Source organism: Hymenobacter sediminicola, from assembly GCF_014250515.1.
GTDB classification, from domain to species: Bacteria; Bacteroidota; Bacteroidia; order Cytophagales; family Hymenobacteraceae; genus Hymenobacter; species Hymenobacter sediminicola.
In genome coordinates this window covers 2,176,057-2,196,259 of the sequence record NZ_CP060202.1, presented here as the reverse complement: position 1 = coordinate 2,196,259, position 20,203 = coordinate 2,176,057, and the positions used below count along the sequence as shown (strand labels likewise).

The following is a 20,203-nucleotide window of genomic DNA, read 5'->3' as shown; positions in this document are numbered from 1 at the left end:
GAAGCAAAAGAAAAGAGGCTCGCACATGTGCGGGCCTCTTTTCTTTTGATCTTGACTATGCAATGTCTCAATTAGTCAATAATATAACATATTTAAAATATAATTTAAGTACATCTTTTTAGTTAAATTATTTAACTATATATTTCTAGTCGTCCTGTGAGCTTTCAGTGGCTCGATTCTCCACTATCCCACTCCTTTTCGTTATGGCTGGCCGTTTCAAAAAGTTGACGTTGGCCGAGTTTACCGCGCTGGTAAACCGGTTCCCGTTCACCCGCCGCATTAATGCCGTGCACATGCACCATACCTGGCGGCCCAACCACGCCCAGTACCAGGGCGAGGCCAGCATCGAGGCCATGTGGCGCTACCACACCCAGACCAACGGCTGGAGCGACATTGCCCAGCACGTCACTATCGGGAAAGACGGCTCCATCTGGACGGGGCGCAACTGGAACCAGGCCCCGGCTAGTGCCTCCGGCCACAACGGCAACAGCCAGCTCGGGCCCTTCATGTTCGAGATGGTCGGCGACTTCGACAAGGGTAAGGATCCGTTTGGGGGTGCCCAGCGGGAGGCCGCGCTGCACGTGGTAGCGCACATTCTACACCGCTTCGGGCTGCCGGCCAAGGCGCTGCACTTCCACCGCGAAATGTCGACCAAAACCTGCCCCGGCTCCGGCATCGACTACGACAAAACCCTGGCCGATGTAAAAGTCATCATGGCGAAGCTAGGCCGCCGGGAAGCGCCGATACCAGCCGAAGCGGACGGCGTGGCCGAAGGGCTGCTGGCATTGCTCCAAGAACCAGATACGCTGCCACCCACTGCCACCCGCAGTCTGCTGCGGACGCCTGAGGAAGGCGAGCTGGAAGAGGAAACCATGGACGCCCGCGAAATTGCGCTTCTTACTCAGCCTGAGGGCAGCCGGGGCCTGTTTGGGCCGCCACCACTGCCTGCGGCTACTGTAGAGCTGCTTCGCTCCCACGTCATCAATCTGGAGCAAGGCGGCTTTTCCGATAAGGGCGAGTTCAGCACCACACCAGCCGATGTGGATACCATTTTTGGATGGCGGCTGGAACAGGCCCTGCGCGAGGCCCAACAAGCGGGCCGCCCGCTGCAGCTACTCTTTTATGCGCACGGCGGGCTGGTAGCTGAGCGTACCGGCCTCGACAGCGCGGCCCGCTATATTCCATGGTGGACGCAGAACCACATCTACCCCATCTATTTCGTGTGGGAAACGGGCCTGATGGGCACGCTGGGCGCCTTGTTGCGCGGGCAGCGCCGCCGGGCCGCCGCCACGCGCGGCGTCACGGACTGGACCGACACGCTGGTGGAAAACGCCGTGCGTGCTCCCGGCCGGCCCATCTGGAAAAACATGAAAGACAGCGCCGAATGGGCCGCCGCGCCCGGTGGCGGCGGCCACTACGTGGCCCAGCAGCTGCTGGCGTTTTGCCGGCGCCACACGGCCGCCCTGGCCGAGGGCAGCATCCGGCTGCACGCCGTGGGCCACAGCGCCGGCTCTATTTTCCATGCGCATTTCCTGCCGCTGGCCTGGCAGATGGGCGTGCCGGCCTTCCGGACACTGCACCTGCTGGCTCCCGCCATCCGGGTAGACGAGTTCCGGAAGCGGCTGGCCGGGCAGGTGGGCGGCAATGCCGGCCATCTGACGCTGTATACGATGCGCGACACGCTGGAGCGCGACGACCAGTGCGGCGGCGTGTACCGCAAGTCGCTGCTGTATCTGCTCTACTACGCCCTCGAATCGGAGCGGGACACGCCCATTCTGGGCCTCGACAGCTCGCTGCGCAATGATGAGGAAATGCGCCGCCTGCTGGGCCTCAACGGGCAGCCCAACCAGGCGGCCCGGGTAGTCTGGTCGCAGACCAAGGAAGCGTCGGGGCGCAGCTCCAGCACCAGCACCACCCACGGCGGCTTCGACGACGACGCGGCCACGATGGAAAGCGTGGCGCGCCGCGTGCTGGATCAGGACACAATTGTGCCCTTCCCCAAACCCCGTGCCCTCCCCGACCCCTGGACCGAACCGGTGGCGCTGCCGGAAGCGCTGCTTCTGCTGGCTCAGGAGCAACTGCTGCAACAGGCGGCCAGCGCGGCAGGTACAGGCTCGGGTGCTGCTACTGAAACGGCCGCCGTTCAGACACCTGTAGCGCCCTTGGCTTCCGCTAATGGTCACAGTCATAACGGGCATCATGCCAACGGCCATAACACCAGCAGCCCCGATACCGAGCCTGCGGCGGCAGATGACGAAGCGCCTGCCAACCGGCGGCGCGCCCTGTGCATCGGCATCGATAATTACCCCGATGCGCCGCTGATGGGATGCGTAGCCGATGCCCGGCAATGGGAAGGCACGCTGGCAAAAATGGGCTTCCGCACGCAGCTGCTGGTGAATGCCCAGGCGACCCGCGCCGCCATTCTGGAGCGCCTCACCGACCTGGTAACCACCAGCAAAGCTGGCGACATTGTGGTGGTGCAGTACGCCGGCCACGGCACGCAGGTACCCGACCAGGACGGCGACGAGCGGACCGACGAAAACCAGCTCGACACGCAGGACGAGGCCCTCTGCGCCTACGACTACAACGATGGCGGCCTGATTCTGGACGACGACCTGCGGGACGTATTCCGGCTGATTCCGGAAGGCGTAAACGTGACCTGCTTCATGGATTGCTGCCATTCGGAAAGCAACACCCGCAAAGCCGTGTTCGGGCGGCAGCCGGCCAATGCGCGCAAACGCTACATGCGCCTACCCAACAAAGCCCGCCAGAACTTCCTGAGCCAGCACCCCAAAGCGGCTGCCCGCTCCCGGGCGGCCACCGGCACGCCGGCGGGTGGCCGGGAGCTGCTGCGGGCCGTGAACTTCACGGCCTGCAAGGCTACGGAGTATGCCTACGAGGTGAACGGCCAAGGCTTATTTACGAGCATTGCGCTGCCGCTGCTGCAAACGCCCGCCGAAAGCCGTACCCACCGGCAGTTCATGAGCCAGATTGAGGCGGCCTTCGCCAACGTCGGCTACGAGCAGCACCCCACCATCGACTGCAGCGACGAGGCCCAGAACTTTCTGCTGCTGCAAGCCCTCCGCCCGGAGCACGCCTAACCGCGCCAGGCCACTATCCGGAGCTATAACCCGCTCCGGATGGTGGTGCCTGCCGTCACCCGCCCCACCCTGCCGATGAGCACCTCTCCCATCCATCCGCTGTGGCCGCAGCCGCTGCTCGACCTGTGCCAGGTGGTGGCCCACAACCAGGCGCAGGCCGGCCCGCCACTGCCCCAGGAGCACCAGCTCCGACAGTATTTCGGCGACGAGGAATTTCAGTATTTGAGCGGCCTCATTCTGAAAAATGAGCTACTGAAATCCAACGGCCAGGACACGTCCACCAGCCAGCCGCCCCGGGAGGCCGTAGTGCTGCTGCCCGATTTTATGGGCTCCGAGCTGCATATCGATGGCAAGCAGTTCTGGCTTAATCTGGATGCCATTACGGGCGGACTCAACAAGCTGAAGGTCTACCACGAAGTAGACAGAAGCAAGGAGAAGTGGCCGGACCCGATGCCGCAAGTGACAGTGGGCGGACCCGACCTGCGCCTCTACGCCCGCGCCATTCTCACACTGGCCCGCTACTGGGAAGTACACGTATTTGCCTACGACTGGCGCCTGAGCCTGGAGCACAGCGCCAAAGAGTTGTCGACATTTTTGCAGCAGCGTGGCCTGGCCGAACGCCCGCTGCGGCTGGTAGCGCACGGCTCCGGTGGGCTGCTGGCCCGCTGCTTTGTGCGCCAGAATGCCAGCCAGTGGTACCCGGCCCACGGCAACGCCCAGGACAACCGCCTCGTGATGGTGGGCACTCCCAATGAAGGCACCTACTGGGCCGTGCAGCTCCTGACCGGCGCCGACAAACTGGTGCGCTGGCTCGATAAGCTGGACCTGCACAACAGCCTGCCCGATGTGCTACGCATCTTCAACTCGTTTCCGGCGACATATGAGCTGCTGCCACCCCGCGACCAGCTGGAGGGCGTGGCCAAGGAGCTTTACCAGCGCGGTACCTGGGTGCCGCTGCCCGTGCGCAAGCACCTGCTGGAAAGCGCCTGCCACCTGCACGAGAAGCTGGCTGGCCAGCCAAACTCTCTCGACCGAGGCAGTATGGTGGCCATCATGGGCTGCAACCAGCCTACTATCCACCGGCTGGATGTGGTATCGACGGGAGAATTCCGGTTTCATGAGACGCTGCACGGCGACGGCCGGGTGGCGTTTCGGGTGGCAGCGGCAGCGACGGATGAAACAGACGAAGCACCAGCTAGTAATGCGCTGGCTGACATTCCTACGTATTATATAGACGAGAGCCACGGCAGCCTGCTGCGCAACCCACTAGTTCTGAAATCGGTGGGCGAAATCCTGTATAACCAGCGCACGTCCACCCTCCCGACCCGGCCCATCATTACGCGCACCCTCACGCAGCGCGAAAAGCACTGGCACCGCCCCATTGGCGAAGACCTAGCCGGCACCGGCCTCGAAGCCATTGCTGAGCGCCTGGCCCCTTCCCGCAACAAGCCCAAGCAGGAGTTGCCCGCAGAATACTTGGCAGCCGAAGAAGCCTTGGTGCGCGCCGCAGCCGGTGAGGCCAACCCCACCCTGCGCCTCGACAACCTGCCTTCGGATGCCACCCGCACCATCGAGCTGCACAAAAAAGTAACGGTACGAGTGCTGCAGCAGGATATCCGGCAGGTAGACACCGACCTGCTGCTGGTGGGCCGCTACGTGGGCGCGCCGCTCACCAACCGCCTCCTGGACCTAGACCGAGCCCTGAATTCCTGGATTCGCCGGGCCGTAGATCAGGGCCTGCTCAGCGCCGAGTTGGGCAAGGTGTTTTATCTGCCCCGCCCCGCTGGCGCGGCCGGGTCGGTGGGCGTGAAGGCCCGCGCCCTGCTGCTGCTGGGCATGGGCGAGGAGGGCTATTACTCCCACCACGACCTGCGTTTTCTGATGAGCAACGCCAGTTTCACGGCGGCCTCACTGGGAATACTGCGGTTCGCGGCCGTAGTTTTGGGCACCCGTGGGCGCGACGGGCGCGGTGGCCTCAGTGAGGAAGGAGCCTTGGTTAGCTTTCTGCAGGGCGTGGCGGAAGGGCTGGACCGCTGCGGCCCCACCAACGGCTCGGAGCCGCTGGCCCTCGACATTACCCTCATTGCGCGCGACAAAGCCCAATTCGACCGGCAAGTGGAGTTTTTCAACCGGACGGCCGCCACCAACCGCGACCTAGTGGATGGACTGGACCTGCTGTTTCGGAAAGATGAATGCTGCGCCGACAACTTTACTACCCCGCCCCCGGACGCACCCAAACCGAGCCTGCCCGGCGACCTGCCCAAGCCCGACCGGGGTCCGCGCATCACCATTGAGCGCGACGGCACGCGCTACCGCTTCACGGCCCTGATAGATGGCGCCGTTATACCGGTGCGGGAGCTGGACGTGCAGCCTTACTTCCCGAGCACGTTGCCCGGCCGGCTCATGGATGCCGTGATGCTGCGGGAGCAGGAAACCTACGGCGAGCTGATGTCGACGCTGCTGTTTCCGCTGGATTTTCAGGACTATTTTGCCGAGCCGCTCACGTTTGTGCTGGACCGCAGCACAGCCAGTCTGCCCTGGGAAATGGCCTGTTTCGCGCAGTTGCAGAACCGCATGGCCAACGAGGGCCGGACGCCCGGCGCCCGCCGCTCCCTGAGCCGGCAGTTACAGCTGGCCCGCCAGTTCCGGACTATGCTCTCCCCCAAGCCCGGCATTCCGCCGCCCCGCAACCGCAGCCTGCGCGTGCTCGTCATTGCGGATCCTGCACCAGAGCCGGAACTGCAGTTGCCCGGCGCCCGCCGCGAAGGCCGGGCCGTAGTGGAAATGCTCAGCACCATCAAAGCATTTCTGAACCGGCTACAACCGGCCCACGCGGCCACCATTAAGCTGGATGTGGTGGAGCGAATTGGCGAGGCCGAGTGTGATTTCCTGGAAATCATGGCGCTGATTCTCAACGGTAGCTTCGACGTGATTCACTTCGCAGGCCACGGCATCTTTACTCCCGACGACCCTAACAGCCAGGGCTGGGTGTTCGGGCGCGACCGGGTGCTGACGGCCCGCGAGATATTCCGAGCCCGGCACGTACCGCGGCTGGTTTTTGCCAACGCCTGTTTCTCATCGGTGATTCGGGAAGGTACCCCGTTTGCGGCCGAAGAGCTGAACGGTAGCCTGGCGGGCATTGCAGAAGCATTTTTCGAGCGGGGCGTGCGCAACTACCTCGGCACCGGCTGGCCTGTGAACGACGACCTTGCCCTGGCCTTTGCCCGTGAATTCTATGCGCAGGTGCTGGTGGGCCAGTCGGCAGGCACATTGCTTAATTACTCCAGCCTTAGTCCGCAGGAAATGAACGGCAGCACCACTCCTAATGGCACCCAACCGGAGGCGAGTGGAAGTCAGCCTTCTACCCTGGGCAAAGCTATTGCCTCGGCCCGCAACTGCATCTATAGCAGCGGCGGCTCTACCTGGGGCGCCTACCAGCACTACGGCCAGGCCACCGACTACCTGCTCAACTGGCGCCCCTGATATTTTCGGCGCGGCATCCGGCCACTTTCTTTTCAGCACAATCTGCATTCTGGCAGATTGTGCTGAAAAGAAAGTGGCCTTTTTATGCATCCAGATTGATTCATTCACTTTGGCTTTCCATATACCACCAAGTGTAAATACTTGGTGTACAATTACATGAAGAACACATTCAGAAAGCGCATAAAAAATTCAGCAGGAAAGCCAGCCGCTGAGGCAACCGCCCTCGGAAAGGTTGCATCTACCTCATCAAACGCCCTGCTCCTGACGCAAACCTTACCTTCGAACCTGTGACTGACGCTGACCTCATCACTGCCTGCCGCCAAGGCAGCGGCCGTGCCCAGAAGCTGCTCTATGAGCGGTTTGCAGGCCTGATGCTGGGGGTGTGCCTGCGCTACCTGCGCCGCCGCGAGGATGCCGAAGAGGCCATGCTTGGAGGTTTTGCAAAGGTATTTCGGGCCCTCGACCAGTACCGGCACGAAGGCTCTTTTGAGGGCTGGATTCGCCGGATCATGGTGAACGAGGCACTGGGGCAGCTCCGCCGCAAGGAGCCGCTGCACCTGGCCATCGACGACCTCACCTACGACGTGCCAGCCACAGCGGCCACCGCTGAAAGCCAGCTCAACGCCGACGATATGCTGGCGCTACTCTCAGAGCTGCCCGCCGGCTACCGCACGGTATTTAACCTGTACGCCTTGGAGGGCTACACCCACCCCGAAATCGGCGAGCTGCTCGGTATTTCGGAGGGCACCAGCAAGTCGCAGCTCAGTAAGGCACGGGCCATGCTCCAGCGCCGCCTCGCGGCGGCCAGCCAGCAGGCCGTATCCTCCACCTCCTCACCGAAAGAACTGTATGCAACCGGAAGATATTGATAAGCTGTTTCGCGACCGTCTCGCGGAGCACGCGCCCACCCCGCCCGCCTACCTCTGGAACCAGCTCGAAGAAGAGCTGCAGCCCGAAAAGAAACGCCCCGTGCTTTGGCTATGGGCGGCAGCTGCCAGCGTGGCACTGCTGCTGGTAAGCGGCGTGCTCTGGCTGCAACTGGGCTCCTCGGTGCCTTCCGGCGAAGGTGCACTGGCCACCGCGCCGCAACAGAAGACAGCGCAACCCGGAGCCTCCGCCCAACCCGAAAAAAAATCGGATGCCGCTACTGAAACCCAGGCAACCCCACTTCAGACGCTTGCATCTACCACCTCGAAAGAAGCCTCTGCTGAAGCCCCCGCTCCTTCCTCCCGCCAGCCCCAGGATGCGCACCTGCCGGCGCGGCAGCTAGCCGCCGCGCCGGTTTCAGAAAGCCACTCTAAGCGTACTGTTTCCAAAAGCCTGAGCAACGCGCCAGCTCCTGAAGTCCTGGCTACCACCCTCCCAAAAACGCAACCGGAGCGTATTTCGGAGCTGGTGGAAGCTCCTTCAGCACCGCGTCAGCTTCCAGCTACGGCGCTGACCGCAGCTGGCCCGGCTGCTCCTACCGGCCCAATTGAGGTAGAAGTCCGCCGCAGTGATGCTGAAACGGCCGTGGCCACGGCCGCTCACCAGGCAGACTCCGGCACGCGGCCCCGTTTGGGCCAACTGCTACGCCTGGGCCGCAGCGCAGTGCGCGGCGACCGGGTGACTCTGGCTGATGCCGGACTGCCCGAAACCGTGACGGTGCAGGCCCGCGTGGCCGGCCGCACGCTTACCAAAGTGATACAACTCTAATTTTTTTCTTGTCATGAAACGCCTCTCCGCCCTGCTGGCCGCCTTCCTGCTGCTGGTTCTGGCCGCGCCTTGCTCGGCCCACGCTACCGTCCCTGCTCACCTCGACGACACGATTCTGGTGAAACTGCCCAACCAGGCCACCATGACGCTGTTCGTCAAAAACAAGCAGCAACTCCGCGAACTGCGCAACTACAAGCTCGACTCGCTGATGATTCTGCTGGATAAGTACATCACCCAAGCAGAGGCGGCCGGTAAGTCGTCGAAGTCGGAGCAGGTGACGATGGAGTTTTACCCTGCCAAAGACCAACCCGGCAAGCAGGTACCCGAGCAGATCCGCATCACGCTGCACAACGACAATGCCCCACGCAAAGGCGGTGACAAGGTAGAAGTGAGCATGGGCCGCCTGTTTGGGGTGAAAGTGGAAGAAAATGCCGCCGAAGATGGCAGCGACCGGGTATCGGTGCATCTGGGCAGCACCACCAAGGACGACTCGCTGGCCGCAGCCAAGCGCCAGGCCAAAGCCGACCGTTCGGGTCGTAGCGACTTCAGCATCGACCTGGGCCTGAACGCACTGGTGAACAAGCAGAACCTGGTAAACGAGCCCAATCTGGACCTGCGCACCATGGGTTCCCGCTACGTCAGCCTAAACTGGCACTATATCCAGCGCATCGGCAGCCGCCGCAGCCCGCTCTACATCATGACCGGCCCGGAACTGTCGTTCAATAACTACATGCTCGATAACAACAACCGGTTTTTGGCGGCGAACAATACGACGTATGTAGTAAACGACCGGGACCTGAATCTAGAGAAAAGCAAGCTGGCCACGACAGTCATCAACCTGCCCCTGATGCCTGTGCTCAACTTCCGCGACGACAAGCACAACAGTGCGTTCCGCATCGGAGCCGGTGGGTTTGTTGGCTACCGGCTGGCGTCGCACACCAAGATTAAGTACGAGCAGGAAGGCAGCACCCGCAAAGACAAGGACCGGGGCTCCTACAATCTCGAAGATTTCCAATACGGTTTGCAGGGCCTGATCGGGCTGCGCAGCGTTACGCTCTTCGCCAAATACAACTTGAATGAGGTATTTAAAGACAACCGCGGCCCGCAGGCCAACGTCCTGAGCTTCGGCATCTCCCTGTCGGATTTCGACTAAGCACTGTAGCTCCGCAAAGCAAAGAAGCCCTTGACGTTTGCATGTCGAGGGCTTCTTTGCTTTGCGAAGCTTCGGCGTGCAGCTCTAGTTCACACCCATTTACCCGTTTCGGTGAAAGTTGTCGAGCAGGATGGCGGCAGAAATGGCCACATTCAGGCTTTCGGCCTGGCCCCGGCCCGGAATATGCAGGCGCTGGGTCAAGCAGGCTTCCACTTCCGGCGTGAGGCCGTGACTTTCACTACCCATCACTAGCACGCCCTGGGGCTGTAGCGTGAGGCCGTGCACATTGTCGCCGTGCAGGTCGGCGCCATAAACGGGCAGGCCAGCGGGCAGGCTGCTGAGCCAGCCAGGCAACTCGCGCTGCCACACCGGCACCCGTGTAAACGAACCCATGGTAGCGGCCACCGTTTTGGGCGCCCACGGGTCGGCACAGGTTTCGGAGAGCACCACGCCGGGCAGGCCGTACCAGTCGGCCAGGCGAATGAGGGTACCCAGGTTGCCAGGGTCGCGCACCTGGTCCAGGGCCAGAAACAGGCCACTGGTAGCGCCGGGCAGCAGCGATGGCTCGGCGGGCAGGCGCGCAATAGCCAAGGCGGTGTTGTTGGTGGCCAGGGTTCCGAGGCGAGTTAGTTCGTCCTCACTGACTACTTCCACAAGACTTTGTGCAAGCTGAGCAGGTAATTTTAACGCAAATTCAGCCGTTACAAACACGCGTTCCGTTTGAAGTCCAGAACTTAGCAGCTCCAGCACGCTTTTGCCGCCCTCCACCAGAAAAGCGCCGTGCCGGAGCCGATACTTTTTCAGGTGCAGCGCGTGTACGTATTTTGTCACTGCTTTTGAGACCATATATTGTGCTGAACAGACGCCCCAAAGGGCCTCAGATGATACATAAAACGGGCCGTTATGCCCTGCCGGCCCTAGCTGGCTTTCTGCTGCTGGCAGCAGGCTGCTCGCCATTGCGCCTGCTGGGCCCCAAGCAGCAACTGCTTAGCAAGGTGCAGCTTGAGGGAGTAAAGCAGGCTGACGCCGAACGGATTCAGGCCTTATACCGCCAGAAACCCAACAGCCGTTTTCCGCTGCCAAAACTAGCAATCTATCAGCTAGGGCGCGGCTTCTACAATCCTGAACGGCTGCAGCGCAAGCTTGATGACACCCGCGCCCTCTTCGACCAGCGCATCCTAGATGCCCGCCCCGACTCGTCGCAGGTAGGCAAGCTGCTGACCAAGCGGGAACGGCGCACCCGTCGCCTGCAACTGGCCCTCGATAAGGGCAATGCCATCATGCGGCTGGGCGAGCCTCCGGTCATCTACGACTCGGCCCTGACGCGCCAGACGGCGGAGCAGATTGCCATCTTCCTTAAATCGAAAGGCTTTTTCCGTAGCCACGTGCGCTACACCGACACACTAGTCGACCGGCGCTTCTCGCTGGGCCGCCTGCTGGGTGGCCCCGACAGCCTACACCGCCGCCGGGTGGCAGTGACCTATACCGTCACGGAAAATGCGCCTTTCCACTACTCACAGCTCGACTACGACATTGCCGACACGGCCGTGGCACGGCGGGTGCTGGCGTCGCAGCCCGCCACGCTGCTGCACGTCGGCGACCAGTACGATGAGGAGGTAATCGGACAGGAGCGCGCCCGAATTGAGGCACTGCTCAAAAACGACGGCTACTTTGATTTTCGCCAGCAGTACATCACGCTGGAGGCCGATACGAGCTACGCGCCAACTACCGTGCGGCTCCGCACCATGGTGGCCAGCCCGGCCACCGAGCTAGCGCACCCTCGCTACACCATTCGGCGGGTGCGTTTTATTACGGACGCCGGCACAGTCCGCTTCGGGCAGAAGCGGGACACCATCGTGCAGGACTCAACGTATTTTCTGGCCTTCCGTCACCGCATCAGCACGCGGCTGCTCAACCGCAAACTGGCCATTCATGCCGGCGACTACTACAATCTGACCAATACGCAGACCACACAGCGCCAAATCAGCCAGCTCGACATTTTTCGCTTCACGACGGTGAACTACGTTCGGGTGCGCCCGCGCACCGCCGAGGACAGTTTGCGCCACCAGCTGGATGCTATAGTCACGGCGTCGCCGGCCAAGCGCTACCAGGAAACCGTGGAATTTGGCGGGACCTATGTAGCCAACCTGCCGGGCCCGTTCGGCAACCTGCGCCTGAAGGCCCGCAACCCATTTGGTGGGGCCGAAGTGCTGGAACTAGGCCTTCGAGCCGGCTTTGAAGGGCAATACGAGTTGGCCAGCAACGATGATGAACAGCAGCTCAAGAGCCAACTAACCACCCAATTAGGCGCCAACATCAACCTGGTGCTGCCTCAGTTTCTGGTGCCGTGGCGTACCAACCAATTCCTGACTCGCTATAACCCACGCACCCGCATTAGCATCGGCTACAACTTTGTGAGCCGGCCAGAATACACCCGCACCAACCTGGAAGGCACTTTTGACTATATCTGGCAGCGGTCGGCTTTTCATCAATACGTCTTTACCCCTATTGATCTGAGCCTAGTAAACACGCCTTATTTAGACCAAGCGTTCTTCAATGAATTAGTTAGTCGGTTCCCTAACCGCCAGGCCGCAGAATTCACATTTAATCGTCAATTTGTCCCAAGCCTGAGTTTCACCTCATTATACAATTCCAACGATTTCAACCAGACTCGTGACGCGCGGTACTTTCGGGTTTTCGCAGAGGTGGGTGGTATCACACGCCCCTTGTACCAGGACCTGCTCAATAAGGATGGTAATGGAATTCGGGTAACGGATTTTTACCGCCTGAATACGGATTACCGACGTTACCATAAACTCGGGCCCAAGTCGTTTTTCGTATATCGCCTGAACGGAGGCATCGTCCAGCCGCTGCGGCCCAGCAACAGTGTTATCCCCTATGACAAATATTTCTTTGCGGGCGGCAGCACCAGCGTCCGGGCCTGGAAGCCGCGGCGTTTAGGACCGGGTACGTTCACGTCGTACGTACTTGAAACCGACGGCGTCACGCCCAAGCGCGACGAGAGTGGCAATCTGATCCGCAACTATAATATCGAGCAGCCAGGCGAACTATTGCTGGAAGGCAGTGTTGAGTACCGCTTTCCGCTCTTTGACTTCGTGAACGGGGCAGTATTCACTGACTTCGGCAACGTGTGGGCCCTACAGCCCGACGACCAGCGACCGGGCGCTCAGTTTAACTTCAACCGCTTTTATCAGGAGTTTGCGGTAGGGTCCGGGTTCGGCCTGCGCTTCGACTTTACCTTCCTCATTCTCCGCCTCGACGTAGCCACCAAAGTCTACGACCCTACGGCGCCCGGCAGCAAATGGTCTATCCGCAACGCCGGCTTGTTCAAGAGCCAGGACCAGACGGCGTTTAACCTAGGCATCGGGTATCCCTTCTAAGCTGATTCACCTAGTCGTACCTCCTGCTATTAGTCTGCTTATCCCTTCGCGGATAACAGCCTAGTAGCAGGAGGTTCTGCATTATTATTTGAATTTCTTTCGAAGAAAATGAAGCTAACATCCTGATTCATTACTACTTTTGCCGAATTATCAGCCATTGCTTTTTCTTGGTAATTCACAAATTCAACTTCTTTTTTTCTTCTTTAAATAAATGAAAAAACACTTACGATTATGTAGTGCGGCTTTCGTTGCGCTCGGCACGGTGCTGCTTGGGTTGCATGATAGTCATGCTGAGGGTTCACGGGAGCTCACACCGAACAGTCAGTCATTCGCAATGAATGACGTACGCAATGACCGGTCGGGCTTTCTAATCCACGATTCCAACAATCCGAACCTGGTATCAAAGGGCTTTCTGAAGCCGAGCACATGGGCAGATGGAGGCACGTTCTCACCCGACCATCGGCTGTATGTGCGCCTCAACCCGGGCGAGACGCTTAACTACGGCGTACACCGTATCTACAACGGCCAGGGGGTATCTACTGCAGCACGCCAGCAGAACCTGATCCTGACGCTGCGCTACGGAGCCAACGCGGGTACCATTGTAAAACAGACCAAGCTCTACCGCGACTCCACCAACAACACTGCCAACAACAACCTAAACCGCTCCCCACTGCTTACCGCGTTAGGGGTATTGGGGCTCCCGCAGGCCGGCGTAATTGTCGACGCGCAGCAGAACCAACTGGGTCCACAGTCTGTGCTCAACCCGTTTGGCTATGTGCCGCTGACCTACACCAACAACACAGGCCAGACTCGGGACTTTTATATTGAGTTTACGCAGCAGAACGAGGCGAACCTCGGCGACAATGCGAAGTGGTCGTACTATGACTTCTGGGATTTCACGGTAAAGGATGCCGGAGGCGTTGAGAAGAAAGGCCGGTTGTTCAGTAAATACTGGGCTTTCTCCTCGTATCCTCTGAATGGAACCACAGCTGGCTTCCAGAACCGGCTGTCGGCTAACTTCAAGATGTACACGCTGATTGAAAGCGCGCAGACACCGAACCGGTACTATGTAAAGCAGCTGGAACTGGCTGGTATGCGGCCGGTTGACTTTTTCTTTGTAGCTAATGAATTTGGCGCAACGTCGGGCACGAACCGGACTACGATAGCGCAGCGCCGCCGCAGCCAGACCTCCGACCTGAGCTACCCGCAGTATTTCAATTTCGTGAACGACCCGGACGCCGACATCTGGCCCAGTGCTCCTACCCCTACCTTCGCGCGCACTTACCAGGCCTTCTGTAACTCCATTCTCAGCCGGGGCTCTGCCGCTTTCACTACTGTCAGCAGCGAAACCGGCAGCGTCAATATCCTCGTTGACCTGAACAACAACGGGGTGAAAGATGGCAACGATGTGCTGATTGAGCAGGTGGTGACGACGGCAGGTGTGCCCGTCACCTCTTCCTGGGACGGCCGCAATGCAGCAAACCAGAACGTAGCTACCGGCGCCACCATACGTCTCTCATTCACCAGCACCGGGGCTGCCGTCAACTTCCCGCTCTTTGATGCGGAAGGCAACCCCGATGGCTTCCGGGTACAGAACATCCGGCCTTCATCGGGTGGCAATGCCTACTATGACCGGCTGTATTGGGATGACACCAATTTGGCTGCTGCAAACTTTCCAGTTTCGCTACCAGCTCCCGACGACAGTAACCAGCGCCTCGACGGTGTGATATCCGACAACGGCGTACACCGCTGGGGTGATGCCACCAACTCGCCCGGCAATGCCTATATGGTCAATACCTGGACGTATGGCTTTATTTCCGCCGCCAGCGAGCAGGTATACAGCTACAATTACAACTGTGACTTCGACGGCGACGGTGTAGATGATGCCCTTGATGTGGACGACGACAACGACGGTATCAAGGATGTGGACGAGAGCTACGGAGTTAATCCACAGACCTACACGCTCAATGGCGTGGCCAAGACCGATGGTACTGGCGTTCCGATTTATCTGGACGGCGGCTACACAACGCCTCAGGGCCGTGGTGCGTGGCGCGACACGAATGCCGATGGTATGAACGACTACTTCGACATCGACCAGGACGGTATTCCCAATCACCTGGATACTGATTCTGACGGCGACGGTCTGCCGGATGCCATTGAAGCGAACAACGGCAAGCCAGTGTCTAACTACAACCCCAATACGGGTCGTATTACGGGCGCGGTCAGCAGTTCGGGTGCTGCCCGCGGTATGCCACAGAATGCCCAGACCAGCAACAACAGCGGTATTTCCATCTTTGCCAACCTGGACCACGACGGTGACGGCGTACTGGACATCATGGACCGTGACTCAGATAATGATGGCATTGCCGACCTGTTCGAGGTACAGTCTTCTATCAATGCTCCCGCAGGCCGTGCTGCCGCCGGCAACGGCCTGGCTTTCCGTGCCCCACTGGGCGCCGATGCGGATGGCGACGGTATCGACAACCGATTCGATCCTGACTTCAGCGGCTCAACAGCCCTGCTCTATGCCTGGAATTCGTCAACCAATTCCCTGACGAACCCCAGCGCTATGGCTACCTTGCCCGACTACATCGATATGGACTCGGATAATGACGGTCTGCCCGACGGGATAGAGCGTTGGGGCGGTCTGGTTCCTTCCGACTCCGACGTGCAAGGACGCATTCTGGCCACTATCATCACCGCCGGTGATGCTAACCGTGATGGAATGCTAGATAACCGCTCCCTACAGCCTGGAGCTGGCAATGATGCATTCCGTGACTTCGATGCCGATGGGATGCCTGACTACCGCGACCTGGATGCCGATAACGACGGTATTCCGGACCAGTTGGAAGCTTCCAGAGGCATCTTGTTGCCCAACGCCACTTACAACGGCAACTATCCGGTTGCATACGCTGCTGCCAACGACTCTGATGCCGATGGCATCGTCAACGCCGTTGATCCGGACACAGGAGCCGGCTATACCTCTATGTTCCTGATCAACCTTGATGGGGACGCGCTGCCGAACTACTTGGATCTGGACTCGGACAATGACGGCATCTCCGACATGCGCGAAGCCAACCGGGGCGCTTTGTTCAACTCGCAGTCAGACCAAGAAGGCCGCATCTACTTCATTGCCGGCAGCGCCAACGACTCCGACGGTGACGGCCAACACAACGATGCCGACCCTGATACAACGCCTGCATTCGGTGGCCCGAGCCTAGACACCGACGGCGACGGACGTCCGGACTATCAGGATCTGGATTCGGACAACGACGGTATTCTCGACATTCGGGAAGGACAGTCGACAGCCGGTTACCGTGCCGTAAGCGGCAGCGACGCCGATGGTGATGGTCTGGACGACAGCTTCGATGCAAGCGGCGGCGGCGTAATCGTTCCTTACGATGCACATTACGACGTTACGGGTGTTGTCGATTACATCGATGCTAATGCGGACGATGACCGGTTCCCTGACTGGGTAGAAGGTTTTGATGACAACCACAATGGTCAGTCGGTGGACGATTACAGAAGCCGTGCTGCCGCCTGGACTACTGCCAATGCAGCTCGTGCCGGCTACTATACATTGTCTGGCATCGGGGCCACTCAAGCGCCTTTGTGGATGTTGGATGCTGACAAAGATGGCATTCCAAATTTCCTAGACTCTTCGGACAATAATGGTTGGTTCCATGATGATAACCGGAACGGTTTGGTTGACCTCTACGATCCAGCCTATGGCGGCTCTCCGTCGTCGTTGCCCAAGCGTGTGGCTTCGCAGAGCGACGCCGATTTCCGCCTGCTGACAGTGGTAACTCCTCTACCTGTGGAGTTGATCAACTTCCAGGCTAAAGCGGCTGGCCGCGACGCGCTGGTTACCTGGGCCACGGCTTCTGAAAAAGACAATGCCCGCTTCCTAGTGGAGCGCTCCGCTGACGCCAGCACGTTTGTAGTAGCTGGTACGGTGGAAGGCAAAGGCACCACTAGCCGCCGCTCCGACTACTCGTTCACAGACAAGAACGTGGGCGCTTCGGCGGGCACGCTCTACTACCGCCTGCGTCAGGTAGACCAGGATGGTAAAGAATCCGTGAGCGAAGTGCGGGTGGTTAGCTTCGATGGCAAAGCAACGGTAGCCGCCATTTCGGTGTACCCTTCGCCAACTGTCGACAACGCTACGCTGGATCTGCTGGCCCTGCCAGTGGCCACGTATGCGGTGGAAATCATGGCCGCTGATGGCCGACTGATGACCCGCTTCGAGGCCCAGGGCGGCCGCGAAGTGGCCCTCCCGGTGGCTGGCTATGCCAAAGGCACCTACCTGGTGCGCGTAAGCGGCCAGGGCCAGAACTATCTGGTGAAGCTGCTGAAGAACTAGCAACTCAGTTTTCACAGCCAAACAAAAAGGGCTTCCGATTCATCGGAAGCCCTTTTTGTTTGTGCCGGCCATAGCAGACCAACTGGCAGGCGCGTTTGTTCTCTGCGGCTAATAGCCCAGCAGCTCATTCAGCGCTGCCGCTACTTTATCAGGGTTGGGCAGCATCTGGCGCTCCAGCTCTACGTTGAGGGCAATGGCGGGCAGGTTGGCGGCTCCCAGCGTGAATACCGGCGCATCGAGCTGGCGGAAGCAGGTGCGCTGGATGCGCCCGGCCAGGCTTTCAGCGAAGGAATTCATCAGCGGCTCCTCCGTCAGCACCAGGGCCTTACCGTGGCGGCGTACGGCGGCTTCCACGGCCTCGTAGTCGAGCGGATTGAGGGTGCGCAGGTCCAGGATTTCCACCTGGCCGGGAAACTGGCGGCTGGCGGTTTTGGCCCAGTAAACACCCATTCCATAGGTGATGACCACGCAAGTTTCGCCGTTGCGGAGCTTCGCGGCGTCGGCTTCCTGGGCTATGGCAGCTTTGCCGAGCGGAATGACGTAGCCGGAGGCGGGCTCTACGGTTTTGGCTTCTTCCGTGCCAGGCACTTTGCTCCAGTACAGCCCCTTATGCTCCAGCATCACCACTGGGTTGGGGTCCAGGAAGGCGGCGCGCATCAGGCCCTTCATGTCGGCAGCGTTGCTGGGATACACCACTTTGATGCCCCGGATGGTAAGCAGCGTGCTTTCGATGGAGCCTGAGTGGTAGGGCCCGCCGCCACCGTAAGCCCCGATGGGTACCCGGATCAGGCTCTGCACCGGAAACTTGCCATTGGAGAGGTAGCAGCTCTTGCTTAGTTCCTCTACCAACTGGTTGAGAGCAGGCCAGATGTAGTCAGCAAACTGAATTTCGACAATTGCTTTGGCCCCCACGGCGCTCATGCCGGCCGTACTGCCCACAATGTAGGCTTCCTGGATAGGCGTATTGAACACGCGGGCGTCGCCGTACTTTTTGGCTAGCAGCGCCGCCTCCCGGAACACGCCGCCCAACTCGCCACCTACATCCTGGCCGTAGAACAGCGCCTCCGGAAACTCGCGCAGAATATCGTCCACGCTGTGCAGGGCCGCGTCTACCATCAGGGCCTTTTCGGCGCCGACGGGCGTACGCTCACCAGTTTCCTCGGTCACAACGGGCGGGGCAAACTCATGGTCGGCGAAGGTGGCGGGCTCAGGTGCGGGCGCGGCCAGGGCACGCTGATAATCAGCCAGCACGGTGGCGCGTGCCTCAGCTCCCAGCTCGCCTAGCTCTTCTTCCGCGAAACCCAGCTCCAGCAGCTGCTGATGGAAGCGGGGCAGCGGGTCGTTGAGCGTGTGCGTGGCCAGGTCGTCGCCGCGGTACCACTCGCGGCGCACGCCACTGGTGTGGTGGCCCAGCAGCGGGCACTTGGCATGCACCAGCACCGGGCCGCGGGTGCGGCGCACATAGTCGGCGGCCTGCTGCATGCCGGCGTAGCTAGCCAGAAAATCGGCCCCATCAAACTGCAGACGGTGCAGGCCTTTAAAACCAGCCGCAAACTCGTAGGCATCCATAGCGCGCATTTCGCGGCCCATCGCTGAAATACCCCAGTCGTTGTCCTGCACCAGATAAATAATGGGCAGCTGATGCAGCACAGCCATTTGCAGCGCCTCCGCTACTTCGCCTTCTGTCATGGCCCCATCCCCGATGGAGCACAGCACCAGCGGATACCATTGGCCATCAACTGAGTTGATAGCCTCAGCCCCAAGCAGCCCCTGCCCTTCCAGATACTTGATGCCGTGCGCCATACCGGTGGCCGGAATGGCTTGCATTCCGGTGGCTGAACTCTGGTGCGGGATAACCGGAAACCCGGCCCGGCGCAGCGACGGGTGGCTATAATAGGTGCGGCCACCAGAGAATGGGTCGTCGCGCTTAGCCATGAGCTGCAGCATTAGCTCGTAAGGCTCCAGGCCCATGCCCAGCAGCATGGCATCGTCGCGGTAGTAGGGCGCGGCGTAGTCGGTGGGCTGCAGTTGAAAGGCAGCGGCCAGCTGAATAGCCTCGTGGCCGCGGGCGGTAGCGTGCACGTATTTGGCCGTTACGGCTTTGTTTTCTTCGTAGAGGCGGGCCATTTCGTCGGCCGTGCGCATCAGGCGGTAGGCCCGGCGCAGCGTGGCACGGTCGGGCTGAGCGGTGATAAAGTCAGGTTCCAGGATTGGGGCAGCTTGCGTGGGCATGGATGGGGAATGGGTTGGTAGGCGAAATTACAGCTTCCCGAACGAATGCTAGGCTCTGCTGGCCAGAGACGCCGGCCCGAGGCGCTAACTTCGCGGCATGTTGCCTTCCCTACGCATTTCTTTTGCCTCCGAATCTGCTATTCCGGCCTTGGTAGAACTGGTAAACCGCGCCTACCGCGGCGAGACCAGCCGCCAGGGCTGGACCACCGAAGCCGACCTGCTCGACGGCCCCCGCACCGATGAGGCCGACCTACGGAATCATCTCACGGCACCCGGTACTACCTTCCTGCTTGCCTACAATTCGGCTGGGCAACTGCTGGGAAGCGTCTATCTAAAAAAGCAGCACCCCGACCTCTACTTAGGTATGCTGGCGGTGGATCCGGCGCAACAGGCCCACGGTATCGGGCGGAAACTGCTGTTGGCGGCAGAAGCATATGCCCGCCAAGTGGGCTGCGCGAGCATACTTATTTCGGTGATATCTGTGCGCCATGAGCTGATTGCTTGGTATGAGCGGCAGGGCTTTCGGGCCACTGGCGAGGTACTGCCCTTCTCAATTGATGCCAGCCCAAGCATCCCCAAACAGACACTGCACCTGCTTCTGATGCGCCGGAAGGTCGATACGGCTGCTGAAGTCGGGAAAAGCAACTAGTTAGCTGGTTTCCGGCAGTAAAACCGGCTGCTAGCTGCTTTCTGGCAACCCTATCAACATCTAGCTGGCTGGGGGCGGCGTTAGAGGTTCTGCCCACCAAACTCGTACCTTCGCGGCTTAAGAAAC

The 20,203-nt window shown here is 60.2% G+C and carries 10 protein-coding genes; 8 read left to right on the top strand and 2 right to left on the bottom strand.

Annotation, left to right across the window (positions count from 1 at the left end):
• The first annotated feature begins 203 nt into the window (after nt 1–203).
• The 5 genes from H4317_RS09270 (at nt 204) to H4317_RS09250 (ending at nt 9,432) form a co-directional block, all read left to right on the top strand.
• On the top strand, nt 204–3,101 hold the full coding sequence (locus H4317_RS09270; protein WP_185889836.1) for a caspase family protein: 2,898 nt from the start codon (nt 204–206) through the stop codon (nt 3,099–3,101).
• 75 nt (nt 3,102–3,176) lie between these two features.
• A complete protein-coding gene (locus tag H4317_RS09265; protein ID WP_185889835.1) occupies nt 3,177–6,584 on the top strand; it encodes a CHAT domain-containing protein in 3,408 nt (1,135 codons plus the stop codon).
• Between the two features lie 287 nt (nt 6,585–6,871).
• Nucleotides 6,872–7,453, top strand: coding sequence for an RNA polymerase sigma factor (locus H4317_RS09260; protein WP_185889834.1), 582 nt, complete (start codon nt 6,872–6,874; stop codon nt 7,451–7,453).
• The gene (locus H4317_RS09255) at nt 7,434–8,279 is read left to right on the top strand and encodes a hypothetical protein (RefSeq protein WP_185889833.1); all 846 of its coding nucleotides are present in this window, start codon (nt 7,434–7,436) and stop codon (nt 8,277–8,279) included. The genes H4317_RS09260 and H4317_RS09255 overlap by 20 nt, the downstream gene beginning before the upstream one ends.
• Before the next feature lie 13 nt (nt 8,280–8,292).
• Nucleotides 8,293–9,432, top strand: a complete 1,140-nt coding sequence (locus H4317_RS09250; RefSeq protein WP_185889832.1) for an outer membrane beta-barrel protein — start codon at nt 8,293–8,295, stop codon at nt 9,430–9,432.
• Nucleotides 9,433–9,531: 99 nt separating this feature from the next.
• Here H4317_RS09250 and H4317_RS09245 read toward each other — a convergent pair whose 3' ends face one another.
• On the bottom strand, nt 9,532–10,278 hold the full coding sequence (locus tag H4317_RS09245; RefSeq protein ID WP_185889831.1) for a TrmH family RNA methyltransferase: 747 nt from the start codon (nt 10,276–10,278) through the stop codon (nt 9,532–9,534).
• A gap of 35 nt (nt 10,279–10,313) precedes the next feature.
• Between H4317_RS09245 and tamL the strand changes: the two genes are divergently transcribed.
• Nucleotides 10,314–12,833: a translocation and assembly module lipoprotein TamL gene (tamL, locus tag H4317_RS09240; protein ID WP_185889830.1), complete on the top strand. Its 2,520-nt coding sequence runs from the start codon at nt 10,314–10,316 to the stop codon at nt 12,831–12,833.
• Between the two features lie 334 nt (nt 12,834–13,167).
• Nucleotides 13,168–17,196: a T9SS type A sorting domain-containing protein gene (locus H4317_RS09235; RefSeq protein ID WP_185889829.1), complete on the top strand. Its 4,029-nt coding sequence runs from the start codon at nt 13,168–13,170 to the stop codon at nt 17,194–17,196.
• A gap of 108 nt (nt 17,197–17,304) precedes the next feature.
• Here H4317_RS09235 and H4317_RS09230 read toward each other — a convergent pair whose 3' ends face one another.
• The gene (locus tag H4317_RS09230; RefSeq protein ID WP_185889828.1) at nt 17,305–19,428 is read right to left on the bottom strand and encodes an alpha-ketoacid dehydrogenase subunit alpha/beta; all 2,124 of its coding nucleotides are present in this window, start codon (nt 19,426–19,428) and stop codon (nt 17,305–17,307) included.
• A 97-nt stretch (nt 19,429–19,525) separates the two neighbouring features.
• On the opposite strand from H4317_RS09230, the gene H4317_RS09225 reads away from it, so the two are divergent.
• A complete protein-coding gene (locus tag H4317_RS09225; RefSeq protein WP_185889827.1) occupies nt 19,526–20,077 on the top strand; it encodes a GNAT family N-acetyltransferase in 552 nt (183 codons plus the stop codon).
• Nucleotides 20,078–20,203: the final 126 nt, after the last annotated feature.